Source organism: Streptomyces sp. SID12488 (assembly GCF_010548275.1).
In the GTDB taxonomy this organism is placed as follows: Bacteria; Actinomycetota; Actinomycetes; order Streptomycetales; family Streptomycetaceae; genus Streptomyces.
On sequence record NZ_JAAGLT010000037.1, the window covers coordinates 1 to 25585 of the forward strand.

Consider the following 25585-nt stretch of genomic DNA (forward strand, 5'->3'; position numbering starts at 1 on the left):
CATGAGCTGGAAGTATGCGGCCCGCTCGCGGGTCAGCTTGCCGGCCCCCGGCTTCTTGTTCTTGCGGATCTCGAAGTCCATCGCACCCCTTGAACTGGGGTGTTGCAACGACCACTAGAACTCAAGCAGCTGGAGGGCCTCGGCGTATCTGTCGACAGCCCGTTCGGGGTGTCCCGTGTCGCGCGCTCCACGTGCCTGCGCGTACAGCTCACGGAAGTGCAGGAGGTCCAGTGAACGGGCGTCGACGTCGATGCGGTACCCGCCGCCGTCACCCAGCAGCCACTGTCCGGGCGCCATACGGGGCAGGCCCGGCTCGATCATCCGGCGCACCGAACCGATATGGCGCCGGATGACGTTCGCGGCGGTGGGAGGCGCGCTGCCGCCCCATAGGAGGCTCACCATCTCGTGCAGCGGCATGGGCAGGCCGGCGCTCGCCAACAGCACGGCGAGCAGGGCCTGTTGCTGCGGGGGGCCGGTGTGCAGTTCGGTGCCGGCCCGCCAGGCCCGTACCGTACCGAGTACGGCGAACCGCACCTCGGGTGCCTCGTTCTCCGCCGGTAAGAGGGGAACGGGCGGGTACGAACCGCCGCCCTCCCGTCCTGGCGTAGGCCGGCCGCTTCCTCGAACCACGTCTCCCCCATCACGCGAGCTGCCGGATGCAGGCGCGCACCGCGCCTCACCGTATCGAGTGAGACGCGTACTGGGCGTGGCAGTTGTGTTTCCCGGGCGGCGGGCGGGCCGCTCACAGACTTCTGGTCATACCCCCGTCGATGATGAAATCGGCCCCGGTCACGTTCCCCGCCCGGTCGCCGGCGAGGAGGAGAACCAGGTCGGCCACCTCCCCCGGCAGTGTGAACCGCCCTGTCACCGAGTCCCCGGCGGCCTGCTTCACCACAGCGTCCTGTGCTGTCTCCCCCGCGTGGGCGAGTGTCGCCGCGACTCCGTCCGGACCGAGCCACAGCTCCGTGGCGACCGGTCCCGGGCTCACCGTGTTGACGCGGATGCCGCGCGGGCCGACCTCTTTGGACAGTGACTTGGAGAAACTGGCCAGGGCGGCCTTGGCGGCGCTGTAGTCGATGACCAGCGGGTCGGGCAGCGAGGCGTTCACCGAGGTGACGGTCACGATGGTGCCGGCGCCGCGGTCGAGGAGGTAGGGAAGTGCCTCTCGGGTGACGCGGACTGCCGTGAGGAAGTTGATCGTCAGGGTGGTGGTCCAGTCGTCGTCGGTGACGGACAGGAATCCGCCCGTACGCGGGCGGACCGCGCCCACGTTGTTGACCAGGATGTCCAGGCCGCCGAAGCCGGCTGCGGCCCGGATGAGTTCGGCCGGGCCGGAAGGCGTGGTCAGGTCGACCTCGACCGCGCGGACCCGGCCACCGGCGGCCAGTTCGGACAGTTCGGGGCTGATGTGACGGGCACCGGCCGCCACATACACACCCTCGGCCACCAACGCCTGCGTGACGGCCAGTCCGATGCCCTTGCTCGCGCCGGTGACGACGGCGACCTTGTCGGTCAGATGCAGATCCATGGTGCTCTCCTTTGTCGGCGCGCGCGGCCCGGGGTCACGCGGTGAGGAAGGCGAGAAGGGTGTCGGTGAGTTCGTCCGACCGCTCTTCCCAGATCCAGTGGCCAGAGTTCTGGATCACCTTTCCGGTGACGTGGGTGGCGTACTTGCGCACCTGGTCGGGGACGGCCTCACCGAGGCTGTACCGGGCTCCGAGGGCCAGGACCGGCATGGTGAGCTTCGTACGGCCGTTGATCCTGTTGTCGGCCACGTCCTGGTCGAGGGTGCGGAACCACTCGAAGCTCGCGCGCAGGTGGGCGTCGTCCTTGAGGTAGTGGCCGTAGAGGACGGCGTCCTCCTGGGTGACACCGGCCTTGTTGTACTCCAGCAGGTCGGTGAAGCCCGCGACCCACTGGGTTTCACGGCCGTCGACGGCCTGTTCCGGCAGGCCGTTCTCCACGGAGAAGAAGCCGAAGTTCCAGAAACCCGGCCCCTGGGCGGTCAGGGACGGGAACTTGTAGAGGCTCTTGTCGGGGATGGGCGCTTCGCTCAGGACGAGCTTCCTGACGTCGCGGGGGTGCGCCGCCGCGTAGGCGTAGGCGACCATCGTGCCGATGTCGTGACCGACCATCCGTACGTCCTTGTCCCTGCCCAGTTGGGTCAGGAGGCCGTGGATGTCGGCGGCGAGGGTCTTCTTGTCGTAGCCGGTGGCGGGGGCATCGCTCTTGCCGGCGCCGCGCAGGTCCGGCGCGATGACGCGGTAGTGCTTGGCCAGCTCGGGCAGTTGGGCGCGCCACTCGTACCAGGTCTGGGGGTAGCCGTGCAGCAGCACGAGGGTTTTCCCCCGGCCGCCCTCGACGAAGTTGATGTCGACGTCACCGACCTTGAGTCTGCGTTCGGTGAAACCGGCGGGGATGCGCTCGCCGGGGGGCGCGGTGTGGTTCTTCACTGTCTTCGCCGTGTTGGCCGCGTTGACGACCGGTGCTGCGGGGGCCGGGGTGTCGACGACGAACACGGTGAGGGCTACGGCGGCGGCGACGGCCGTTGTGGACGCCAGCATGGACAGCAGGGCTTTCCTCATGGGGCTTCCTTCTCTGCGCGGGGACGGACTCCCGCCCGACGACGAGCGCCGCCTGACGACAAGCGTTTCGCGGCGGGAGTCGTCGTGGGCGTGGGGTTACGGGCGGGTGCTGAAGGGACCGAGCTCCCCGGCGTCGATGCGCAGCGATTCGAGCATCGCGAAGGCGTTGTCAGGGGTGAAGACGTCCACGGCGGCGAGTACGCCGGTGTACTTGGCCACGACAGGGGCCGCCGCCCGCTGTGCCACCGCGTCGAGATACGTCTTGAAGACGGCCCAGGAGTTGCCCGAGGGTCCGTACTTCTGGAAGAAGGGCGCCGGGTCTACCGCGGCCATCGCCGCACGGGTGCCGGCTTCGAGGTCGGCGACGTACCGCTGCTGGAGATCGCCGTCCGCACGGACCCCGAGGCGGCCGAGGTGCCCGCCGACGAGGGTCCGCCACGGGTACTCCATGGCCACGTCGTGCGCCTTGATCCAGGCGGGAATGTCCTGGGAGACCGCGAGGCCCTTGAACGGGACCCAGCCCGGGTAGAGCACGTCCACGACCATGAGGGTGGCCTGGCGCGGTGCGTAGACGAAGATGTTGTCGGGCGAGTGGTTCGGGCCGTGGTGGGCGAGTTCGAGCACCTCGCCGCCCACCCGCAGGACGTAGCGGTCGTCGAAGGTCTCCGAGGGCGCGGGGCGGTTCGGGTCGGCGGCGATGCGCAGCAGGCGCCGCGTCTCGGTGTGGCCGATGCGCACCACGTTCCTGCCGAAGATGGAGGAGGCCCCGATGTGGTCGGCGTGGGAGTGGGAGTAGACCAGGTGGGTCACTTTGCCCGGCCGTCCGTTCGCCCTGGTGACCTCTTCGATGGCCCGCAGCAGGTTGTGCCCGATCGTTGGCGGTGCGTCGACGAGGACTACGCCGTCACGCGTGGTCAGGAACATGGCCTGGTAGAAGGAGTCGGTGACCCAGTACAGGTTGCCCTTGATCCGGCCGACGAAGTAGCCGTCCTCGTTCGGCTTGGGGCCGACCGACGCCGCGGGGATCGCCGCGTAGTCGGGAAGGCCGTCGGGCTCGGCCGCCACCGCGATGCCGGGTAACGCCGTACCGAGAACGGCGCCGGCGCTGGGCAACGCTGCCGCGACCGCCATCCGTTTGAGGAACATACGTCGGTCGCGCGCGACCGCGTCCGTGAATCCACCAGATTGATCGGATTCAGCTGATTCGGCGGATTCACCGGATTCGACTGTCATGGAATTGCCTTTCGGAGCGAGGAACCCGAGGTTTCCGAGGTTTCCGAGGTTTCCGAGGCCGTGGAGTGCTCAGTTGCCGGTGGAGCGGGCCGCGGCGACGATCAGGTCGGTGGTGGCGTCCGGGTGCGAGAGCATGACCACGTGCGAGGAGCTCTTGACCTCGACGGTGTGGGACTTCGCTCGGGTCGCCATGAAGCGCTGGGCGGCGGCCGGGATGGCCTGGTCGGCGCCGGCGACCAGGTACCACGAGGGCAGGGTCTTCCAGGCGGGCGGGCCACTGGGTTCGCCCAGGGCGGCCAGGCTCGCGGGACGCTGGGTAGCGGCCATCAACTCGGTTTCCCGGGCGGGCAGATCTGCGGCGAAGGCCGTACGGAACTTGCGGGCATCGATGTAGGCGTCCGTGCCGGTGCCGCCACCGGGCAAGGGGAACTCGCGGGTGAGCAGACTCGTGGGCAGCAGACTGCCCGGGTACTTGCCGGTCAGGTCGAGGCCCGACTCGCCCTGCTCCGGCGCGAATCCGGCGACGAAGACCATTGCCTTGACGTTTGGGTGACCGACCGCGGCGTTCGAGATGACCTCGCCGCCGTAGGAGTGTCCGACCAGGACGACCGGCCCCGGGATGGTGGACACGACGCTGGAGATGTAGGCGGAGTCGCCGGTCAGGTCGCGCAGCGGATTCGCCGGGGCGATCACCGGATACCCGGCGCGCTGGAGCTTTGCGACGACCTTGTTCCAGCTCGACGAGTCGGCGAACGCGCCGTGCACCAGGACCACGGTCGGCTTCACCGCGTGACGGTCCTCGGCCGACGTCGACGCGGCGGTGGCGGCCTGCGAACCGGTCACGATCAGCAGGGCAAGGGCCGCCAGGGCTACGGGGGTCCTGCGCCCGCGCTTGCGCCCCGTGCCCATGCCCGTGGACGTGGTCGCAGGGCTCTCGGGTATCGCGGAGGTCGGGAATTCGGACATGGAGAATCTCCTCGGGGCGAAAGGGGTGAGATGTGCGCGAGGGAAGGGCATCGGTGCTGCCCTGTCGTCCTGCTGCCCTGCCGGTCTGCCGGTCTGTCGGGCGAGGAGGTCGGCAGGGCGGTCTCGGGGCCGACGGTGGGGAACGGCGTGATGCTGTTCCCCCAGCCGTGCCCCGGTCTGTCGCCGGTGTGGTGTGGTGTCAGAGGGACTGTTTGTCGAGCCAGGCCAGGACGGTGTCGGCGACGTCGCGCCAGCCGCTGTCGATGGTCAGCGAGTGCGCCCGGTCCGGGAACCGGAGGATCTCGGTGATCGCCTCGGAATGCCGGTACTGCTTGAGGGTCGCCCGTGTGACGGCCTCCGGCACGGTGTGGTCCTGGCCGCCCGAGATCAGCAGCAGCGGGCCGCGCGAGGTGTTGCCGGTGTCGACCTTCGCCGGCGAGTGGGGGTTGAAGTTGGCGGCGGCGGCCTCGAAGAGAGGCTTGCCGGGCGCCGGGACGGTCCACCGCTCGTAGAGCTGTTGCGACTCCTCTTCGGAGACGGCGTTGCCGAACGCGTAGCGGAACTGTTCACTGGTCAGCGAGATCGCCCGGTGCCTGTTGGCGGGGTTCTTGAACACCGGCAACGTGGCCCGCAGCGCCGACAGCGGCAAGGGCAGTACGCCCTTGATCTGCGCGGCGTCGATCGCCACCGCGGCGGCGGCCAGATCCTGGCCGAGCAGCTTCTGCGCGATCATTCCGCCGAAGGAATGCCCGACCAGGATCGGCTTGGTGTCGAGGCCGCGGATGATCGCCGCGTAGTGCTCGACGACGTCGTCGATGCCATGGTCGGCGAGGCGCTCGGGATTCGCCCGGGCCTCCTGGACGGTGTCCGGATCGCCGGGCCAGCCCGGCGCCGCGGCGTCGTATCCGCGGTCGCTGAAGAGCTCGATCCACGGTGCCCAGGACGTGGCGTGGAGCCACAGGCCGTGGATGAACAGCACGGAAGTCGAGGTGCTCATGTGGGATCCCTCTCGGGTAGCGCAGTGTTCCGGGTCATCGGAAACCTCCGTGTCCCTCAGCGGAGGCCGTGTGAACCGGGCGCCCCGCCGCAGCTCACGGTAGGTGCGGCCGCCCGGTCGCCGCCCCACGCGAACGCGTAGTCGTCGCCGGGTCCGCCGTGCGGCTGCGCCCCGAGCGAGGATGGGGGAACCTCTGGACAATCGCAATGGACCAACTCACGGTGATCCCACCACCGGCCACGCCGCCCCGGCGTCCGGTCGCCCACCTTGCCGTCATCCCACGCAGAAGCCCCGCCGCTTCCGGCGGGGCTTCTCACTTTCCATCCCGTGCCCGTCAAGGCCTACGGCCCGACCCACGACCGCACCCTACGACGGCGACCTCGACGCCCGAGGTCACCCGGTGAACCTCATCGTCTACGCCACCGTGAACGGACGCTCGTTTCACGACGACATGGATGCATCTCCATCGATGGCGACAACCACCGATCCCGACCCCTCGGCCAGATAGTCGTGTTCCGGAAAGTAGTCCACATGAAGGTGGTCGTCCCCATCCGCATCCGAAGCGAAGCCTTCGATGTTGTCGGCGAGGAGAGCCAAAGCCTCCGGTCCACCTCTGATATCGAGAGATTCACTGTCTCCGGACGACGAGATCAGGATCTTCCCGCTGACCAGTTGAAATGTCATCCACGACAACGACCTGCTGTAGGGGAACGGATCAGAGACCTTCTCGAAGGAGATCTCTCCCTGCCCACTCCGCAACTCCCGTCCCAGGGCGAGTAGTTCGGAGCGAGTTCCGGAGAGCTCCAACTCCCCGGTCGAGTCACCGCGCAAGACCTTCACTATGACGCCTCCGATTGCCATTTACGGCCAGTAGTCGCCGGGCCGAATCGTGGATGGATCGATGCCAGTGTGCGGATCCTTGAGCGGGCCGCTGGTAACCGTCTTTCCGTTGACCTGGGTCTCCAGGTTCAGATGCGGCCCCAGTTTCTGTACGTGACCGCTTCCGGGAGAGGCTGTATGTGAAGCGGGGAGCGGGCCCTTGGCCGCACTGTGGGGGGGCGGTTGCACGGGTGAGCGTCTTTTCCCTGCCTAATACTCCAGCTGTAGATCGTGATTTCGCTGGTGGGAGCCTGTGCGGGGATAGGCGCGGCCACCGCCGATCATCGTGAGTTGTGTGGACTGACGATGAGACGGTGGCCGCAGGTCACAGCATAGATCCGGCTCGATGGCGGGAGGCTTTCGAGGGCCTGATGGGACGCATAGCGGGTCGCTTCGCGAGGGTTGAAACTCGACGCAGGGCTGGGCGGTTGGTCCTGGGGCTGCTGGCGGAGCTGCCGCGCAAGAACTGCTGGACGATCGCCGAGTGGGCCGGGGAGAAGACCCCGCACGGGATGCAACACTTGTTGTGTCGGGCCTCCTGGGATGCCGACGCGGTACGTGACGATGTCCGCGACTACGTCGTGGAACATCTGCATAACGAGGACGCGGTGCTGGTCGTCGACGAGACCGGGGACGTGAAGAAGGGCGTCCACACCGCCGGTGTCCAACGTCAGTACACCGGCACCGCCGAGAGGATTGAGAATTCCCAGGTCGCGGTCTACCTCGTCTACGCGAGCCGGTGCGGACACGCTGCAGTCGACCGGGAGTTGTACATCCCGCGCTCATGGACGAACGATCCGGACCGCTGTCGGGCCGCCGGCATCCCCGAACCGGCCGTGTTCGCGACCAAGCCGGACCTTGCACGGCGCATGATCGAACGGTTCCTGGACGCGGGGCATCATGCCGCCTGGATCGCCGGGGACGAGGTCTACGGCGGCAACCCGACGCTGCGGACATCGCTGGAAGCACGCGGCATGAGCTACGTACTGGCCATCGCCTGCTCGGCCGAAGTTGCCACCGGCGCAGGCCGCATCCGGGCAGACAGCCTGGCCAAACGGCTGCCCAAGCGAGCCTGGCAGAAGCTGTCCGCCGCGGCGGGTGCCAAGGGGCACCGCTTCTACGACTGGGCCCTCATCGACCTCGCCGAACCAGGCCCGGGCCGTCACCAGATGCTGATCCGCCGCAACCGCACCACCGGCCAACATGCCTACTACCGCTGTTTCTCACCCGAACCGGTGCCTTTGGCCGAGTTGGTGCGGGTCGCCGGATCCAGATGGCGGGTGGAGGAGACCTTCCAGAGCGGGAAAGGGCTGGCCGGGCTCGATGAACACCAGGTCCGCCGTTATCCCTCCTGGGCCCGCTGGGCCACCCTTGCGATGCTCGCCCACGCCTTCCTCGCCAGCGTCCGCGCCGAGGAACACGCCCGCCGGCCCGCGCCCGATGGGCTGTTGCCGCTGTCCTGCAACGAGATCCAGCGCCTGTTCATCGCACTCATCGTCCGTCCCGTCCACGATGCGGCCCACCGACTCGACTGGTCCGACTGGCGGCGCCGCCATCAAGCCCGAGCCCGCGCCGGCCATTACCGTCGGCAGGAGACCGGTGGCCGAGTACGGCCGGCACCGTTGTCGGCCACTGTGTGATTGCAGTGCCGGATGGCTGCTACCTGGGGGACATGACTTCGTAGAGGTTCCCCGCGTCATCGGTGAAGTACAGGCCACGAGGACACAACGGGTGGTCGATCCGACCGTTGTCGGGCTCGCTGGGATCGTTGCCATAGGACACCCCGGCGGTTCGGAGCCGGTCGAGGATCGCGTCGAAGGACGACGGATCCACGTCGAAGGCCAGGTGATGGCCGACCGGATTCTCGACGGACATGAAGTCCAGCGTCAGAGAATCGTTGACCTGCACCGGCGCGAAATGCCGATCTGCACCTCGATAGTCCAGCCCCATGACGGAGGCGAAGAAGCGTGCTGCCGCCTCGTTGTCGACGGCTGGGACGATGGTGTGGTTCAGCGTGATGGACATGCTCTGCCTCTCAGTTCTCGACCGGCTGGGACAGGACGCCGTGCAGGAAGACGTCGATGAGGTCGTGCACTCCCAGCTGTGTCGACGAATCCGCTGACTCGCCTCCTACCGGCGGCCTGCCATTCCCGACGAACAGCAGACCCAGGAAGATCAGTGCTGCCTGCTCGGGAGGCAACCGCAGCGACTCCCGCTCAGGTTCGAAGAGTTCGGCCAGTGCCTCTCGCACGGGCAGGGAACCGGCCGCACGATCAGGCGGCGCCTCTGAGCTGCTGGGACGGCCACTTCGTCCCCGCCCTCCCGTCGCATGAAGCGCACCAACCACCGCGCCGACCCGGTCCAAGTGGGCATGCAGCGCAGAGGCAGCCTCGGTCAGCCGGGCAACGAGCGGCTGCTCCATGGACACCAAAGCGAGTTCATCGAGGGCATGGGCCGGGCTGAGAGCCTCCGTCACGCATGCGTCCAGGAGCTCCTCCTTGTCCGCGAAGACGCGGAAGATCGTGCCCTCCCCGATGCCTGCGGCCCGAGCGATCTGGCGCGTCGTTACCGCGCTGCCGTGCTCGATCACGAGGGGAAGCGCAGCACGAACGATCATTTCCCGGCGGCTGTCGGGGTCCATTGCCGGCGCTCTTCGCCGACTTGGTGTCGTCGTCATGGCCACAAGTATCGGAGTGAGCACTCACTCCGGTCAAGGAGTCGCCGAACGGGAGGGTGAGCTGCCCGCCCCGGCCGCCCTGCCCGACGTCTGAAGATCACGATCTACAGCTGGAGTACTAAGAGCCAGGAGTGACCCTGCTCGTGAGGCCCGGCTTGTCTTTTCAAGCCGGGCCTCACGTCGTGACGAGGGCCGTGTCGGCGGGGCGGATTCAGCACCAGCGGATGGGCTCAGCGTCGCCGCCGACACACACAGGACACGGGCTGTTTCTCGGTGCACTCGCAGAGCCGACAGCCACCGAACCCGCAGCAGCCTTCACACCAGATGGCCCGATGCCCGGCGCACAGTCCGCACGTGGCGGCAACCAAGTGCGGCAGTCGGGGTGGGGCAACCGGCCACCAGCGCGTGACCTACCACCCCGCCGACAACTTCCGGGCCCTGCAGTGGGCCGAGAAGCGCAGTGCCTCCTGAACAGTCGTCCGTGCCTGCTGCGCCGGCGTCAGCGCGCAGGCGCACACGAAGGGGGACGCCGACGGGCCAGGCAGGCGTTGGCCGCGCTGGGCTTGGCGGGCGCACAACGCGTACCGGGGGTGCGATCAGGGCCGGCCCAATGCGCGGTACTCCCACCCTGCGGCGCGCCACTGTGCGGGGTCGAGGGCGTGCCGACCGTCGACGATCCGGCGCTGGGCCACGACCGCGCCCATGGCATGCGGGTCGATCTCCCGGAACTCGGCCCACTCGGTGAGCAGCACCACCACATCGGCCCCGGCGGCTGCGGAAAGAACGTCCGTGCCGTAGTGCAGCTCCGGGTACGCGCGCCGGGCGTTCTCGATGGCCGCCGGATCGATGACGGTCACCTGTGCACCGGATTGGTGCAGGGTTCTGGCCACATCCAGGGCCGGAGCGTCACGTATGTCGTCGGAGTTGGGCTTGAACGCCGCACCCAACGCGGTCACCCGGACGCCGGCCAGTTCTCCGCCTGCCAGTTCGCGGACCAGGTCCACCGTGCGTGCCCGGCGCCGCTGGTTGATGGCGTCGACCTCGCGCAGGAAGGAAACGGCCTGGCCGACGCCCAGTTCCTCGGCGCGGTGGCTGAAGGCCCTGATGTCCTTGGGCAGGCAGCCGCCGCCGAAGCCGAGGCCGGGCTTGAGGAACCGGCCGCCGATCCTGTCGTCGTAGGCCAGCGCCTGTGCGAGACCGGTGACGTCGGCTCCGGTCGCCTCGCAGACCTCCGCCATGGCGTTGATGTAGGAGATCTTGGTGGCGAGGAAGGAGTTGGCGGCGACCTTGACCAGTTCGGCGGTGGGCAGGTCGGTGACAACCACCGGGGTGCCCTGGGCGATCACCGGGGCGAAGGCGGCGCGCAACTGCTCCTCGGCCCACTCCGATGCGATGCCGAAGACCAGCCGGTCGGGCCGCAGGGTGTCGTCGACGGCGTAGCCCTCACGCAGGAACTCCGGGTTCCAGGCGAGTTCGACGTCCGCTCCGGCGGGTGCCGTCCGCTGGACGATCTCCGTCAGCCGGGCGGCGGTACCCACCGGGACGGTGGACTTGCCGACGACCAGCGTGCGTCTGCGCAGGTGCTGGGCGAGTTCTCCCACCGCGCTGTCGACATGGCTCAGGTCCGCCGCGTACGAGTCCCGCTGCTGGGGCGTGCCCACGCAGACGAAGTGGATGTCACCGAATTCCCCGGCCTCGGCAAAGCTCGTGGAGAACCGCAGCCGGCCGGTGTCGAGGGCCTTCGCGAGCAGTTCGGGGAGGCCGGGCTCGAAGAACGGCACCTCGCCCGAGTTCAGCCGCTCGATCTTGACCGGGTCGACGTCCACGCCCAGGACGTCGAAGCCCAGGACGGCCATGCAGATGGCATGGGTCGCGCCGAGGTAGCCGGTGCCTATGACGGTCAGGCGGGGCGCGCTTCTGTGTGTGGCGTCCGAAGTGGTCACGGTGGTCTCCTGTGGTGTGTCCGGGCATGTCGGCCCACCGCACAAGCCGGTGGTGGCCTGCGGAAGCGAGGGAAAGCGTGTTGTCAGGAGGTGCAGTCGACGTTGGCGAGACCCTCGGCCACGCCGTCCGCCTTGTTGTCGCAGGTGACTGTGTTTCCGTCGGACGTGAGGTGGAAGCCGTAGCCGGGTCCGTCGACGTTCGCGGTGTTGCCCTTGAAGGTGTTGCCGGTGCCCCAGCCCTTGACGATCTGGTGGGTCTGGAAACCGTCCTCAGGGGAGTGGCTCCCCGTGTTGCCCTGGATCAGCCAGCCGTTGCCCTTCACATCGACCCAGGAGTCGTTGTTGTGGGAGCCGCTCAGCTTCGATCCGTCGAAGGTGTTGTCGATGACCTTGCCGCCGCTGGTGCCCTCCTTGATGTCGATGGACTCGGCGGTGGTGCCGCTGATGTGGTTGCCGAGCACAACGTTGCGGTCGCTCGTGTCCTTCTTGCAGTCGGTCACGGTGCACCAGTTGGATTCGGCCGTGCCGATGTAGATGCCTTCGCCGTACTTCTCGCGGCGCAGCCCGGTGGTGCGGATGGTGTTGTCCCGGACCATGTTGTCCGAGCTGAAGTTGCGCAGGTGTACGGCCTCGTCACCGATCTGTTCGACGGTGAGGCCCTGGATGACGGTGCCCACCACGCCGTCCGCCATCACGCCCTTCTGCGCGTTGCGGACGGTGAAGCCGACCAACCGCCAGTAGCTGACGCCGTTCAGGTGGAAGGCGTAGCCGTCCTCTGTGTCGCCGCCGTCGATGACCGCTCCGGAACCACCGCACAGGAAGATCGGCTTCTCAGCGGTTCCGGAGAGTTTGGTGGTGAAGTTGCCCGCGTAGGTGCCGTTGGCCAGGGAGATGCTGTCGCCGGGTTGTGCCTGGGCGAGGGCCTGTTCAAGCGTGGCGGCGTCACTCACCTTGACGGAGGCGGCCGGGCAGGTGACCGCGGAGTCGGGCACCGAGCCGCTGGTGGCCTGCGAGGCCTGAGCCTTGCCGGTGGCTGACCGGGTCGGCAGGGCTGAGGGGGCGGCTTCGGTCGGGGGCGGCTCGGTCGTCGAGGCCCTGGGCTCGGCGGTGGTGGCCCCGGCCGTCGCCTTCGGTTCCGCCCCGCCGCCACCCGCCATCGCCACGATGAGCGCGGTCAGGGCGAGCAGGAACGCGCCCGCGGCCAACCAGACGGCCGGCTGCCGGAAGCTGCTGCCCCCAGGGGCGGGCGGCGGGGTCGACGGCATGATCTGGGTGGAAGACATGGGCGGTTACTCCGGTCAGTCCGGTCGGGCAGTCGGCAAGGGGGTGCGAGGGCCAGAAGTCAGCCGGGCGGGCTGCCTGCCGGGGCGGACTGGGGAGTCAGGGCGCGCAGGGTGGTGGCCTCCTCGTCGTCCTTCGTGAACCAGCCGAGCTGAGGTGCCTGACCGACGGGGACCTCTCTGACGGCGCCGGCCAGCGACCTCTTGTCGTCGTAGGGGTGGGCGCCCAGGATTCTTCGTCCGGCACGACTGCGCCCACTGCGGGTCTGGCGTCGGCCCAGCACCGCCGAGAACAGGATGAGCAGCAGCATGCCCGCCCAGAGCATCGTCATGGGACTGGCATAGTGCCGGAACTTGACCCAGAAGGAACTGGTGTCGTGCCAGGCGAACGTCTGGTTCTGCTTGACGGTGATGCTGCCGTGGGCGCGGGTGGTGTCCACGGCGCTCGGGCCCACACCCGAGATGACGTTGTACGAGACGAGGGACTCGTCGACCGCCCCGACGAGACTGATCCCGTGATTGGCGCCGTCCTGGACGGTGTTGCCACGTATCTCGCCGACCGAGTCACGTACGTAGATGCCGGTGTCGGTGCTTTCGACGATGTTGCCGGTGATCGTCGCGGCGGTCACACCGTCACGCACCGAGATGCCCTGTCTCGACTGGCCGCTGAGGTGGTTTCCGGTGATGGCTACCTTGGTGGCGTCCTTCCGGGCCACGATGCCCATGTCGCCGCCCACGACACGGTTGTTCTGCACGCCGACGTCCATGCCACCGAAGATCTCGATGCCGTAGCGGCCGTTGTCCTTGGCCGTGCTGTCGGACACGGAGTTGGAGCCGTAACTGCTGATGGACTCACCCGAAGCCGAGGGGCCGCTGGCAAGCGGCCGGCCACTGAGCGTGAAGCCGTTGCCGCCGTTGCCCGTGGCCGTGGAGCCACTGATCCGGACCTGCTCGGTGGCACGGGCCAGCACGAACCCGTCGCCGCCGTTGTCCTTGGAGACGGTCCGCTCGACGACCGCGTTGGTGACGAACCGGTGCAGAACCACGCCGTGTTCCAGACTCCCCTGCACCGTGCTGCTGTTGAGGCTGACCCCGTTGGCACCGGAGATGAACAGGCCGTATGCGTTGCCCGTGAGGGTGGCGTGCCCGATCTCCGCCGAGACGTACGAGAGGCTGGGCACCGAGAACCGGGTGTCCGGCGTGGTCAGCGATCCGGAGGGCTGGGCCACCACGCCACCGCTGCCCGCGTCCGAGTCCGAGTCCGAGGACACCGGCGAGTCCTTGACGTTGCCGGTGTCGGGGCGGTCGGTTCCGGTGAGGCTCAGGCCGCCGGTGCGACCGCTCCAGAACCCGAGGTCACTGACCTTGGCGTACGTCATGGAGAACTGGCCGCCGATGGCACGGATGTAGGCCCGGCCGTCCCTCACGTCCGTATCCGGCTTGTTCTTCCTGCCGTCCCAGCTGACGATCCGCATGGGCGCCTGCGGGGTGCCCTCCAGGGTGAGCCGGCCGCCGAAGGACACAATGCTCACGAAACCCTTGTTGCTGCTGGCCATCCGCAAGGTCAGCCCACCGGGGTTGGAAAGCTTCAGCTTGGCGCCGGCGTTGAGATAGATGTTCTCGGTCAGCAGGTAGGAACCGTCCCGCTCGCGAACGAACGTCTGCGGGGCCAGTTGCAGCAGGTCCGAGACGGTGTAGGTGTTGCGGCGCTGGGTCAGGACCAGGGTGTAGCCGCTGCCGGTGTCCAGCCGGTACGGCGCCTTCCACTGGCCGCCCTTCAGGGGGGCGACGGCGGCCACCGCGCGGACCTGGTCCAGGCGGTGGTCCTCCGCGGCCACGAGCGCGGCCTCGTTCTCCGCGTCCGCGACGTTGACCTGTGGCTTGTCGTCTCCGTCGGCAGCCGGGGCGCCGGCCGCCGAGGCGAAGAGCAGACCGGCGGCGAGGGACAGCACTGTCGCGCCGCCCCGAAGCATCCGCAGCACGGAACCGCCGGACGAAAGGTGATGACGCGTCATGACTGCTGCACCTCCGGCCACGCGGCCGTGGCGGTCCGCGTCACGCCGCCGAGGGACGCCGAGTTCTGTCCCTCTCCGCCGATGCTGTTGCTGGTGCGGGTAAGCCAGCCCTGCTTGTTCATGGTGACGAAGGCGAACAGCTTGATCGGCAACGAGATCATGATGACGACGAGGGCCAGCACCGGCAGCAACAACACCTCCTGCGGATGTCTGCGCAGATGGGAGTATCCACGGATGCCGCGTCCCACGAGCAGCCAGATCAACACGAGGACCACGCCCCGGCCGGTCAGTTCCAGGCGGCTGAAGACCAGATACCCGAGCGCCATGCCCATCGTCACCGGCGTCAGCAGGATCTGCAGCACGGTGATCTTGGTGACCAGGGGGACACGCCAGAGCCAGCCCTTGTACAGAGCGGTCAGATAGCAGCGGTAGGAGTTCCGGCTCCAGCGCACCCGCTGCTTGACGAAGGCGCGGAACGAGGAAGGGAACATCGACATCGCCTGCGCGGAGGACTGGTGCACGGTCTTGTAACCGGATGCCAGCACCAGCCAGGTCAGCCGTCCGTCGTCGCCGGCGACACAACGCCGGCCCAGGAAGAACTCGTTCTCCAGGTTCTCCAGCACGGGCTCGATCGCGGCCCGCCGATAGCCCGCCGTACGACCGGACAGGCAGGCCACGGCGCCGGCGCGACCCATGGCCGGGACGTAGTCGTAGTAGCGAAGGTTGACCAGCCAGTCGGCGATGCGCCGCCAGATGCTGGTCCGGCGCTGGTACACGTTCTGCTGGGTGCCGACGCCGCCGACCGTGGGGTCGACGAACGGCATCTGGACTGCGGCCAGCAGGCCCGGCTCCCAGCGGGTGTCCGAGTCCACCAGCACCACGAGTTCGCTCGTCGCGGCGCGGATGCCCACACCCAGCGCCGACCGCTTGCCGCGGTGCTCGAACGCCAGCACCCGAACCCGGGGATCCTGCACCTGCGCCAGCCTGTGCAGGACCTCCTTGTCCTCCACGTCGGGCACGATGATGACCTCGGTGGGGTTCTGCGCCAGCCAGGTGTCCAGGCAGTCCACCAGGATGTCCGCGTCCTCGCGGTACGCCGGAACCACCACCGACACCGTGGTCCGGTAGTTGTTCACCACGGGCTTGGCGAACCGGGAGAGCACGGCCCGATAAAGCCACAGCGCCCATACGAATATGCCGGCGATGCCCAGCGGCATCACCTCGCGCCATGACGTCTCGGCGGTCACCGTGACTATCCATGACCAGAAATCGTCGAAGAAGCTCGACACGAACCCAGACCCCCAGCCGGAGCGTTGCCCAACACGTGGGCGAAATGCGCGATGTTCGCGGTCCAACACGGTGAAATCTAGGGCCGAAACGATCCCTCTCGGCACACGGGAAACACAAAGTTCACCTGCCACACCCACGCGACGTTCACAAGATGAGCACCCTTCAGCGAACAGACCGCCGCCGCATCGCGCGCATCAAGCCACCGCCCAGCGATCTGACTCATCGTCAAATATGCTCTGTGGTACGGAACTTACACTCACCCGGGTGAACGTCGCCCCCCTCCGCCACTTCCCACAGCCAAGCCCTCCACAGTCTTCGCGGAAGCAAATTCAATGTGATGCGCATCACATTCTCTGAACCTGAGCTGGTGAACGCATGTCACATACAGCTCACCAAACCGCCATCCCGCGCATGGATCCTGGGAAGGCCAGGAACCGAAACCCGGAACCGACGGCCGCGCCGAGCGGGAAGAGCGGCCACGGCACCGATTCGGTAGGGCATGCAATTCGCCCCAGGGCAGCGGGCGTTCGGAAGCCGAGGGTGGCCGCGCGGTCGCCGTGGTCGATCCCCACGGGAGAATGCCGCGCGCTGCCCCGGCCTTCCGCACGCATCCGCGCCACCACGGGCCGCGACTTCCAACGGGCTTCCTGAGCCGAGCGAAGAGCCCTGTCAGATCGGATCGCCGCGTGCACGACGCCCAGCTCAGCGAGCTCTGCCCGCACACCGACGACAACCGCGAAGCAGGAGACGTGACCTTCGTGACTGATACCGGCATATGCGAGGTCATCGTCATCGGCTCCGGCCCCGTCGGATGCACCGCCACTCTCTACACCCCCCGCGCCGAACTCAAGCCGCTGGCTCGCCCTGGTCGCCGTCGCCACGCGACTACGGGCGCTCCTCGGCCGACCGAAGTTCCGTCACCGCTGGGAACTGACGACAGGGTGGCTGTTCATCGGCATCGGCATCGGCGTCGGCACAATCGCCTGACACACAGGTTGTCGATCTTCTGTGTAGTGGCAACGGAGTTCACCGGAAACGCGACTGCAAGAGATCCCCGCCTTTCCTCCGGGACCCGGGACCTCATGACCCGCATCAGCGGCCTCCGGGCTCACTGCTGGAGTCCGATTCCCATACAGGCCGTTCGTCTCGACATGGCCCTCGATCAAGGCGCCATCCCCCCCCTCGCAAGGGGGATGGCGCGGTGCTGCTTCCGCTTGATGAGACCCGCGTCCGTGACATCGCCGACCTGGAAGGCAGCGAGTACGGCGGGAGCGCCATATGGCCACAGGCGCCACGGACGTGGCCCTCGTGGCCGTCCGCCCTGTCTCTTCGGCCGCCCCGGTGTCCACGCTGGTCAGCGGGGCGGTACCGAGATGCCGTCCTCACCGTCGGACGGCTTGGTGATGTCGTACAGGATGCCGACCGCGGTGCGGGCCTGCGTGGCGCGGTGTCAGTCTTCGACCCTGGTCGAATCACGCACCCAAGGCCTCGACGCCGGCATGACCCGCCTGCGTCAGTACGCCACCGCCCCACCAACACCTCCCCCTGCCCCGACTCACCCACGTCGACCCGGCCCCGTCCCGTGCAAGCCATCTACTCCAGCCGCGTGCCCTACTCCCGGTCAGTGGCAGGCAGCGTCTCGGCTCCCGCATGAACTGCTCCGGCAAGGGCCGGTCCGCCATGAAAGGCGGACCGATTAGGCGGGGGGTGGTCAGCGGTTGAGGTAGAAGCGGATGGTCGTGCCGTCCTGGGTGGTGTGGATGCGTACGAGGTCGGCGATGTAGTGGACGAGCATCAAGCCTCGGCCGCCCAACTGGTCGCGCGCTGGTGGCCGACGGCCGGCCAGCGGGTCGGTCAGCAGGCCGCGGTCGTGGACCTCGCAGGCGATCTGCTCACTCTCCGCCCAGATCCGCAGCGTCCCCGATCCACCGCCGTGCACCACGCTGTTGGTGGTCAGCTCCGCCACCGCCAGCATCAGATCCTGTAGCCGGCCGCCGGCAAGGCCCAGTTGGCCGGCTTCCTGGACCGCGAAAGAGCGGGCCTGCGGAAGTGCATCCGCGTCGAACGCCAGGTATCCCGCTCCGGGCGGGTACGGGAGTGGCTGGTTGTAGCGGGCGACAACCAGCTCGGGATCGTAGGCGTCGCTGGTGAGTTCGACGCCGTTGTCGATGACGACGGGATGGGTGGCGTAGGCGTCGGCGAGCACCTCCGGCTCCAGGCCGTCAGCGTCGTACGGGCACAGGATCGTCACGTCACGGCCGTGGAAGGCCGCGTTGATGAGAGCCTCGTGCTGGACGCACGCCGGGTACTCCTCGGCTGAACGACCGGCCCAGATCGGTTCCCCGATGATCCTCACCCGGCCAACCGGGTGAGCGTCGGCGAAGGCACGCAGCACACCGGGGATGATCCGCCCCGGATTGCGGCCCGCCTCGGTCATGTCGAGGAACGTGACCTCGGCGGCGCTCGCTCCCATCCCGGCCTTGATCAGCTCGAGGTTGGGGCCGGGAACTGCGACCGCGATGGCCTCTCCGGCGGCCAGACCTTCCACGAGGAACGGCACCGTGCCCGCCGTGTACTGCTCCTTGCCCCGGTAGAACAGCGCAGGGTGCACGAAGGGTTCACTGCTGGTGGCCGTACTCATCGCCCCGCCACCTCAATCATCGATATACCAGGCCAGAACATGTCCAGGATGCGCTCCAGCTCCGGCGGCGGACGGTCCACGACAATGCGGCCGACATCCAGCCGCTGCGCGGTGACCGCCAGCGCCGCCGCGCCGCCCACATCGATGAACATCAGGCCGGACAGTTCCACGAAGGAGACGTCCGTGTGGGCGTTCGCCAGTTCCTCCAGGGCCTGTTGCCAGGAGGAACGGGTGATCACGTTGATCTCTCCGGCGGCACGAATACCGGGGCGGCCGGACAACGGGCGGATCTCCAGCACCGGGCCACCAAGCACCGGCGCCCCTCTGTCCACGCCGTGGGAGGCATCCACCGTTCTCTCCCCTGCCTCAGGTGCCGCAGAACGGCGCTCCCCGATCTCTGCCCTTACCGTACTTAGAGAACGGCGGGCCACAGACGCATCATCGTATAGCCTGCCCGGACCCCGGGTGCCGGAGACCAGAAGGGAAGGCATCTGGCTCTCCTATGTCCGGGAGGGCACCCCGCCTGCGTGCCCAAGCACTCGGATCACGGCATTGCACGAGACTCAACCCGGCACCCGCCTGAGGATCCCCCCACAAACCGGAATCTGTGCGTATGAAAGCGGTGCGGTGGGGTAGGCGGCCCCGCATCGGCTGGCGACGGGCCAGGGCCGACCGGCAAGGGAGGGAAGCACCGATGACGGCGACCACGAGCGTCCCGACGAGGATCGACCACGCTACCGCTCAGCTACCGGAGATCGCCGATCCGCTGAAGGTGGCGCCCAAGGACGCGCGGTCGCTGTCGAAGCTGTTCTTCGAACAGCTGGCCATCCTGGAAGAGGGCACTCCCGAGTATCAGTACGCGCGCAACACGCTGATCGAGATGAACATGACCCTCGTCCGCTACGCGGCCGGCCGGTTCCGCAACCGGGGCTCCGGCGAGATGGAGGACGTCGTTCAGGTCGGCATGATCGGACTGATCAAGGCGATCGACCGGTTCGAACTTTCGCGTGAGGTGGAGTTCACTTCCTTCGCCGTCCCCTACATCGTCGGAGAGATCAAGCGGTTCTTCCGCGACACCTCGTGGGCCGTGCACGTCCCCCGGCGCCTGCAGGAAGCCCGCGTCGAACTCGCCCGCGCCACCGAAGAACTCCGCAGCCGACTGGGCCGCACCCCGACGGTCGGGGAACTGGCCGAGCTGATGAACCTGTCACAGGACGAGGTCATCGAAGCGCGCCTGGCCGCCAACGGCTACAACTCCTCCTCCCTCGATGCCGCCATCAACAGCGACGAGACCGGGGAAGCGGCGCTGGCAGACTTCATCGGCACCGAAGACGCCGCCATGGAACTGATCGAGGACTTCCACGCCCTGGCACCGCTCCTCGCCGAACTCGACGAACGCGACCGGCAGATCATCCACATGCGGTTCGTCGAAGAGCTCACCCAGGCCCAGATCGGCGAACACCTCGGCTGCTCCCAGATGCATGTCTCCCGCCTGCTCTCACGAACCCTGGCCCGCCTGCGCGAGGGCATGCTCACCACTAACTGAGCCCGACGGCAACTGCCGCTCCGCTCCCACCACTACAGGCGCACGCAGGAACGGGCCAGGTGCTGGCCCGGTTCCGATCCTCCCCATGCCGGCCTGGCCGGGCGCCCCTTCTCACGTCCGCCGAGTGCGCGGCGGTGTACGCGCCTGCGTAGTAGCGGCCCGCGGCAGGCCGGTGCGGCACGCCCGGGAGGTGCGGAAGCGGTCGAAGCCGAGGCGCAGACGACCAGCACCAGGCTGCGCACTTGGCGAGGCCGGAAGTTCAGGGTCGGCCACGAGACCATGGCGGTGCCACCCGCCGTTGCCGCCATCGCATCCGCCCAGGCTCGGCGTGACCACGGCTTGCCCGTCGGCCGCCAGCAGTTCTTTCAGCGGGGCAGCCGCGCGGACACCGAGGGAATACGCGACGCCGCCCCCTGTGGCCGGGCCGCACACAGCGGGTCAAGTGTGAGCGGAACCGCCGAACTCCCCATCGCCGCAGCCCCTCACTGAACCTGCCCACGCTGCGGTCCGAGGCCGGTTCCTGCTGGAAGTGCTGGGGTTCCCTTGCCGGCACAGGCATCGGCTCCGGACCTGACCGGACGCGTACCCGCGTAGAGACCTCTCGAGACAACCAGCCGTATGTACAGAGCGTGACACATTCCCGGACATGCTGGTGGGGGCGCACCGGCGATCAGTGCACCCCCACCCACATCTGGCGTCCTGTCGACGCGTTCTACCAGCGATACCAGCGGCCACGCTTCCCGCCCGCTCCGGTGGAGCGGGCGAGGAATCCGACCAGCCAGATCACCAGGACGATCACGGCGATCCACCACAGGGCCTTCAGGGCGAACCCGGCGCCGAAGAGGATCAGGGCGAGCAGCAGAACCAGTATCAGGGGAACCATAGTTATCAACCTCCGTCCCGCCGTGTGCCCGGACCTGATCTCTGTACACGCAGGAATTTATCTGTTTCTTATCTGCCGCTCGGGGCATCCGGTGGACTGCCCGCTCCGTGCTGCCGTGCGCGTTCCGTTACGCACCCGGGGAAGCCCGGCGGATTCTGCTGTGGCCGTCCCAGCCCACCAGCCTCAAGCTGCGGGTCATTGCCGAGACGCTGGTCGCCACGCCCGCGGGTGAGCAAGTGCCCGAGCACCTGCGGGAGCCGGCCGAGGGCGCGGATACGGTCACCGAAAGGTCGTGCACCTGCCGGCATTGGACGAGCTTTAGCGGGTAGACGCCCCACGTTGACGAGTAGGCGGCGCGATGCCTGGGGAGGTCCGACGCCGCCTCCTCGTCTCTGCGGTGAGGATCACGGTGCGCATGCGGGCGCGAACAACTCACCGGAGGCCGAAGCGCATTCGAGGAGTCCGCCGCGCAACCTGTCCAGCGGGACGACGGCGGGCGTCCCACGATGACGGCGCACCATCGGAGCCACTCCGGGATTCCTCTCGTCTCCGCCCCCTGCGCCCATCTCCTGGCGGATACGCAGAGGCGCGATGGTCAGCTCCGAGGTCCGCGCGCCCTCCGGGATCCGCTGGTCACTCTCCAAGGACCCGCTCGGATCGAAGCGGACCGTGAACGGGATGGCGTCATGCTTCTGGGCGGGTCGCGGCGCCGTGCCATGCATCGTCAGGGCTGCTCCAACAAACCGCTGCGCGCAGGGCTCTTCAGCTCAGTGCCGGGCGGTGCCGTTGACCGGGTATGTCGGAGAGGGCGATGCGGGCCGTGATGCGTTTGCCGACCGGTTCCCGCTCGATGAGCAGGTCCTCGGTGACGGCCTTGACGATCTCCAGGCCATGCTGGCCGATCCTCGCGGGATCGGTGGCCCGGGCGGCGGGCACGGCGGGGTCGCTGTCCCACACGACGACATCCACGGCATGGGCGCCGATGCGCAGCTCCATCAGGACGGGGCCGGGAGCGTACTTGAGGGCGTTGGTGACAAGCTCGCTGACCACCAGCTGGGTGAAATCCCTCGCACGATCGGACACCGGCAAGTGATGGTCGGTGCAGGCCCGGTCGAGGAAGGCGATGGCGTGACGGCGGGCGTCGGCGATGCAGCCGTCCTCTCCGTCCAGGGCGTAACCGGCGCGCATCACGGGCTCGTCATTCGGCCCGGTAGAGCCCTCACCGTCGGCATGAGATCCCACGTGTCGCCCTCACTCCCCCGTTCACGCACGCCGCCAGTACCCGCGACAACATCATCCATGCCATGAGGAATGCCGTCCGGCACCGGGTGCATCCCCACTATGACGGTGGGGCAGAATCTCCGCGTACATGCGCCCCGCCCGGGCAAGCCCTAGCACAGTTGTGAGGAGACGGTGGCTGACAACCAGAAGGCCCACCGGCCTGACCGGCTCTCCGTCGAGCGCAAAGTGGTCGACGGCGTCCGTGTCGTGACCGTGCGGGGCGAGATCGACCACGACGTCAAGGACGTCTTCAGCGAGGCCCTGCTGTCCCAGGACGGCTCGGTGGCGCCGGAGCGGATCGTGGTGGACCTCAGCGGTGTGACCTTCATGGACTCCAGCGGCATCAACGTCTTCGTCGCCGCCCACCGGCAGACGAGTGATGCGCAAGGGTGGCTGCGTATTGCCGGCGCCCAGGATCCCGTCCTGCACGTCCTGCAACTGGTCGGCCTCGGCACCGTCATCCCCTGTCACCCCACCGTCGAGCAGGCTCTGGACACCTGAACCCTTACCCGGGCCGGTCCGTGGCGGTCTGTTGACGCGAACGTCGGCGGGCCGCGTCTGGACCTGGTCGTGGGACGGTGGAAAAGTTCACAACGCTGTGCTTCGCACGGCCTGGGCTGGGTGATGTGCCGGGCGCTCGCGCGGTTCACGAGACCGATGAGGAGGGACGGCGTCATGGGCCCCCGGTGGATGTGGAGATCAGCCTGGACCGCGATGTGTTTCTGCGGACGTTGGTGCGGGAGCTGGCGACATCGTTGAAGTCGGTGATCGGTCTGGAGGAGGCATCCGGCTACATCAGTCTGGTGGGGCAGGCGGTGGGGACCGAGATCGATGAGATGTACCTCAAGGCGCTCGGCGTGGACCGGCTCTCCTCGGAGCAGGTCTCGGAGGCCCTGGTGGATCTCAAGCGGCGGATCAAGGGCGATTTCTACGTCATCGAGCAGGACGACACGAAGATCGTGCTGGGCAACCGGGCCTGTCCGTTCGCGGAGAAGGTGTTGGGTCGTGAGTCGATGTGCACGATGACCTCGAACGTCTTCGGGACGATCGCCGCTCGTAATCTCGGTTACGCCGACGTCGAGCTGCAGGAGACCATCGCCCGCGGTGACGCCGGCTGCCGCGTGGTCGTGCACCTGGTCCCCGGCGCCGGCCCGCAGAGCGGGCGCGAGTACTTCGGCGATGCCGAGCTGCCCGTCGGCGTCCCGGGCACCGGTACGGTACCTGCGTGAGCCTTAGCCTGTTCGAGGCCGTCGTCAAAACCCTGCCCGACCCCGTCATCCTGTGCGCGGGAGACAGCACGATCCTGGCAGCCAATCCGGCCGCCCGCGCCTCGATCCCTCAGCTGTGCGCGGCGCGAGCCTGTATGCCCTCACCGGGACGACGCCAGTGCCTTGCGGAGGCATCTGAACAACTGGCTGCGCAGCGGCAACCCGCTGCCGGGCGCACTTGTCCTCAAGGACACCGACGGCAACCCGGCGCGTTTCCGCTGCCACGGCGTGCGCGCCACCTGGTGGCAAGGGCCGAAGCCGGTGGTGCAGCTCAGCCTGCGCCGTCTCGACCACGCCGACCGGTTCGCTGTCCTCAGCCGGCAGGTCACTGCACTGAACCGGGAAATCGCCATCCGGCGCACCGCGGAAGCCCAGCCTTCACCCGGGCAAGGTGTCCGACCTCTTCGAGCGTCTGGTGGAGGCCGCCGGGCTACCGCCCATCCGGCTGCACGACCTTCGCCACGTCGCCGCCACGCTCATGCTCGCTGCCGGGGTCGACATCAAGATCGTCTCCGAGACCCTCGGCCACTCGGACACCCGGGTAACCCGCGATATCTACCAGGCCGTCCTGGACGACCTCGCCCGAGACGCCGCAGAAAAGGTCGTACAGCTCGTGCCTCGGGCACGGAAGCCCCTCACGGTGGTCAAAGACGCCGAGGCTGCCTCTGACCGCCCGAGGATGTCCCCTCCCCGAAAGGCCAAGGAGTCGACCGAGGAACGCTCTGCCTGAGTAAGCGATGGCGAGGAGCCACGGTCAGCGGCAATCTGACGCTATTGGTTATTCCGGGGCCTGACGTGACGTCGGCTTCAAGGCCCAGTTGTGGTCTTGAAGGCCGACGTTGTCATACGGGGTGGGTCTCAGCTCGGCACAGCGTCATGCGCGGCGCGGCTCGAATGCCGCCGGGCTCCTTCGAGCAGTTCCGTCTGCGGCAGAGCCAGAAGCTCGGCGAGTTCCGCGAGTTCTTCCCGTGTGGGGTGAACGGGCCCAGTGGCCCCGTCTTGGAGGAAGGCCCTGATGCGAGGAGTGCGAATGCCTGTGGCGTGGGCCACGGCTTCGGTACTCACGTGCTTTCGGTTCATCGCGTCTTGCAGCAGGTGGGCCAGATCGTGCATGAGTGACTCTCCTTGCCCGCGGGTGGGTCAGATCGGTGCCGGTGAGTGCCTGCCACGTGGGCCTGCCGGACCAGCGTCAGGTGCCGGCCTGTGTCGTCTTCCCTTTCTGCGTGGGTGTATGGCCCATTGCTGTCCGCACGGCGTGCCTGTCGACTGTTGATCCACATCTGCAGCGGGTACATGGATCGGCATGGCTGAAGTGGTGCAGGCTGGACTGTGGGGGTTGGTGGCGGGCTCAGCGCTGCTGCTCGGTGCCGGGCTGGGGTACGGGCTACGGGTGCCGCAGAAGGTGATCGCGAGCGTGATGGCCTTCGGGGCCGGGGTGCTGATCTCGGCGGTGTCCTTCGAGCTGGTGGGGGAGGCGTACGACCAGGCGGGGCTTGCTCCCACGGTCGTCGGCACCCTCATCGGCGCCTTCGCCTACACCGGGGGCAACGTGTGGCTGGCCCGTCGGGGAGCGCGCCACCGCAAACGCTCCGGTCACGAATGGGCTCAGGCGCAGCCCTCGGAGTCCGAGCAGGGCGGATCCGGGAGCGCGCTCGCGCTCGGCGCGCTGCTCGACGGTGTGCCGGAGTCCGCGGTCATCGGCGTCAGCCTGCTGGACGGCGGGGCGGTCAGTCTGGTGACGGTGGCGGCGGTGTTCATCAGCAACGTTCCCGAGGGGTTGTCCAGTTCGGCGGGGATGAGGAAGGCCGGCCGCAGCCGGGGCTACGTCTTCGGTGTCTGGGCCGCGATCGCCGCCGCGAGCACGGTGTCGGCCGTCCTCGGTTACACGGTGGTCGGCTCTTTCTCCCCCGCCGTGATCGCCGCGGTGACGGCAGTGGCGGCCGGGGCGATCCTCGCCATGATCGCCGACACCATGATCCCCGAGGCGTTCAACGACGCCCACCTGGCCATCGGACTGATCACCGTCAGCGGCTTCCTCGTCTCCTTCGCCCTCTCCCACACCTGACCGCTGGGGCCGAAATCCGGTAGACCGTGCGTGGTG

23 protein-coding genes and 1 pseudogene are annotated in these 25585 nt (G+C 68.0%); 6 read left to right on the forward strand and 18 right to left on the reverse strand.

Translation table 11 applies throughout. From position 1 onward, the window contains the following. Positions 1 to 114: 114 nt before the first annotated feature. From G3I56_RS37055 to G3I56_RS37085, 7 genes are all read right to left on the reverse strand, one after another. Positions 115 to 534, reverse strand: coding sequence for a hypothetical protein (locus tag G3I56_RS37055; RefSeq protein ID WP_164416916.1), 420 nt, complete (start codon positions 532 to 534; stop codon positions 115 to 117). A gap of 208 nt (positions 535 to 742) precedes the next feature. Continuing rightward, positions 743 to 1528: an oxidoreductase gene (locus tag G3I56_RS37060; protein WP_164416918.1), complete on the reverse strand. Its 786-nt coding sequence runs from the start codon at positions 1526 to 1528 to the stop codon at positions 743 to 745. Between the two features lie 34 nt (positions 1529 to 1562). After that, positions 1563 to 2585, reverse strand: coding sequence for an alpha/beta hydrolase (locus G3I56_RS37065; protein ID WP_239135324.1), 1023 nt, complete (start codon positions 2583 to 2585; stop codon positions 1563 to 1565). A 96-nt stretch (positions 2586 to 2681) separates the two neighbouring features. After that, entirely contained in the window at positions 2682 to 3716 is a 1035-nt protein-coding gene (locus G3I56_RS37070) for an MBL fold metallo-hydrolase (RefSeq protein ID WP_239135325.1), read from the reverse strand. 171 nt (positions 3717 to 3887) lie between these two features. Beyond that, on the reverse strand, positions 3888 to 4784 hold the full coding sequence (locus G3I56_RS37075) for an alpha/beta hydrolase (protein WP_239135326.1): 897 nt from the start codon (positions 4782 to 4784) through the stop codon (positions 3888 to 3890). Positions 4785 to 4983: 199 nt separating this feature from the next. Next, entirely contained in the window at positions 4984 to 5781 is a 798-nt protein-coding gene (locus G3I56_RS37080) for an alpha/beta fold hydrolase (RefSeq protein ID WP_164416921.1), read from the reverse strand. 441 nt (positions 5782 to 6222) lie between these two features. Further along, positions 6223 to 6642, reverse strand: a complete 420-nt coding sequence (locus G3I56_RS37085; protein WP_164416923.1) for a hypothetical protein — start codon at positions 6640 to 6642, stop codon at positions 6223 to 6225. A 389-nt stretch (positions 6643 to 7031) separates the two neighbouring features. On the opposite strand from G3I56_RS37085, the gene G3I56_RS37090 reads away from it, so the two are divergent. Further along, on the forward strand, positions 7032 to 8300 hold the full coding sequence (locus G3I56_RS37090) for an IS701 family transposase (protein WP_164416925.1): 1269 nt from the start codon (positions 7032 to 7034) through the stop codon (positions 8298 to 8300). Between the two features lie 19 nt (positions 8301 to 8319). On the opposite strand, the gene G3I56_RS37095 is transcribed toward G3I56_RS37090, so the two are convergent. From G3I56_RS37095 to G3I56_RS37130, 8 genes are all read right to left on the reverse strand, one after another. After that, positions 8320 to 8685, reverse strand: a complete 366-nt coding sequence (locus G3I56_RS37095) for a VOC family protein (RefSeq protein ID WP_164416927.1) — start codon at positions 8683 to 8685, stop codon at positions 8320 to 8322. A 10-nt stretch (positions 8686 to 8695) separates the two neighbouring features. Further along, a complete protein-coding gene (locus G3I56_RS37100; RefSeq protein WP_239135327.1) occupies positions 8696 to 9301 on the reverse strand; it encodes a TetR/AcrR family transcriptional regulator in 606 nt (201 codons plus the stop codon). Between the two features lie 632 nt (positions 9302 to 9933). Further along, positions 9934 to 11280: a UDP-glucose/GDP-mannose dehydrogenase family protein gene (locus G3I56_RS37105; protein ID WP_164416932.1), complete on the reverse strand. Its 1347-nt coding sequence runs from the start codon at positions 11278 to 11280 to the stop codon at positions 9934 to 9936. Between the two features lie 83 nt (positions 11281 to 11363). Continuing rightward, the gene (locus G3I56_RS37110) at positions 11364 to 12563 is read right to left on the reverse strand and encodes a right-handed parallel beta-helix repeat-containing protein (RefSeq protein ID WP_164416934.1); all 1200 of its coding nucleotides are present in this window, start codon (positions 12561 to 12563) and stop codon (positions 11364 to 11366) included. A 59-nt stretch (positions 12564 to 12622) separates the two neighbouring features. Beyond that, positions 12623 to 14575, reverse strand: coding sequence for a right-handed parallel beta-helix repeat-containing protein (locus G3I56_RS37115; RefSeq protein ID WP_203691565.1), 1953 nt, complete (start codon positions 14573 to 14575; stop codon positions 12623 to 12625). After that, positions 14572 to 15822, reverse strand: a complete 1251-nt coding sequence (locus G3I56_RS37120; protein ID WP_343240166.1) for a glycosyltransferase family 2 protein — start codon at positions 15820 to 15822, stop codon at positions 14572 to 14574. Before G3I56_RS37120 ends, G3I56_RS37115 begins: the two co-directional genes overlap by 4 nt. A 1754-nt stretch (positions 15823 to 17576) precedes the next feature. Further along, on the reverse strand, positions 17577 to 18506 hold the full coding sequence (locus G3I56_RS37125) for an anti-sigma factor RsbA family regulatory protein (protein WP_203691567.1): 930 nt from the start codon (positions 18504 to 18506) through the stop codon (positions 17577 to 17579). Then, the gene (locus G3I56_RS37130) at positions 18503 to 18805 is read right to left on the reverse strand and encodes an STAS domain-containing protein (RefSeq protein WP_343240167.1); all 303 of its coding nucleotides are present in this window, start codon (positions 18803 to 18805) and stop codon (positions 18503 to 18505) included. The genes G3I56_RS37125 and G3I56_RS37130 overlap by 4 nt, the downstream gene beginning before the upstream one ends. Positions 18806 to 19200: 395 nt before the next feature. On the opposite strand from G3I56_RS37130, the gene G3I56_RS37135 reads away from it, so the two are divergent. Then, positions 19201 to 20052, forward strand: a complete 852-nt coding sequence (locus tag G3I56_RS37135; protein WP_164416940.1) for an RNA polymerase sigma factor SigF — start codon at positions 19201 to 19203, stop codon at positions 20050 to 20052. A gap of 712 nt (positions 20053 to 20764) precedes the next feature. Here the strand turns inward: G3I56_RS37135 and G3I56_RS37140 are convergent. Both G3I56_RS37140 and G3I56_RS37145 read right to left on the reverse strand, forming a co-directional pair. Beyond that, positions 20765 to 20935: a hypothetical protein gene (locus tag G3I56_RS37140; RefSeq protein ID WP_044472719.1), complete on the reverse strand. Its 171-nt coding sequence runs from the start codon at positions 20933 to 20935 to the stop codon at positions 20765 to 20767. Positions 20936 to 21697: 762 nt separating this feature from the next. Continuing rightward, positions 21698 to 22177, reverse strand: a complete 480-nt coding sequence (locus tag G3I56_RS37145; protein WP_164416942.1) for an ATP-binding protein — start codon at positions 22175 to 22177, stop codon at positions 21698 to 21700. 171 nt (positions 22178 to 22348) lie between these two features. On the opposite strand from G3I56_RS37145, the gene G3I56_RS37150 reads away from it, so the two are divergent. The 3 genes and pseudogenes from G3I56_RS37150 to G3I56_RS37160 form a co-directional block, all read left to right on the forward strand. Then, positions 22349 to 22717, forward strand: coding sequence for an STAS domain-containing protein (locus G3I56_RS37150; RefSeq protein ID WP_164416944.1), 369 nt, complete (start codon positions 22349 to 22351; stop codon positions 22715 to 22717). Positions 22718 to 22902: 185 nt separating this feature from the next. Then, positions 22903 to 23445: a methanogen output domain 1-containing protein gene (locus tag G3I56_RS37155; RefSeq protein WP_164416946.1), complete on the forward strand. Its 543-nt coding sequence runs from the start codon at positions 22903 to 22905 to the stop codon at positions 23443 to 23445. A gap of 415 nt (positions 23446 to 23860) precedes the next feature. Next, positions 23861 to 24214: pseudogene (locus G3I56_RS37160) on the forward strand (tyrosine-type recombinase/integrase); the annotation flags it as partial. Positions 24215 to 24342: 128 nt separating this feature from the next. Here the strand turns inward: G3I56_RS37160 and G3I56_RS37165 are convergent. Next, complete coding sequence (locus G3I56_RS37165; protein WP_164416948.1) at positions 24343 to 24597, reverse strand: helix-turn-helix domain-containing protein; 255 nt, start codon at positions 24595 to 24597, stop codon at positions 24343 to 24345. A 190-nt stretch (positions 24598 to 24787) separates the two neighbouring features. Between G3I56_RS37165 and G3I56_RS37170 the strand changes: the two genes are divergently transcribed. Further along, entirely contained in the window at positions 24788 to 25549 is a 762-nt protein-coding gene (locus G3I56_RS37170; protein ID WP_164416950.1) for a ZIP family zinc transporter, read from the forward strand. The last annotated feature ends 36 nt before the right edge of the window (positions 25550 to 25585 follow it).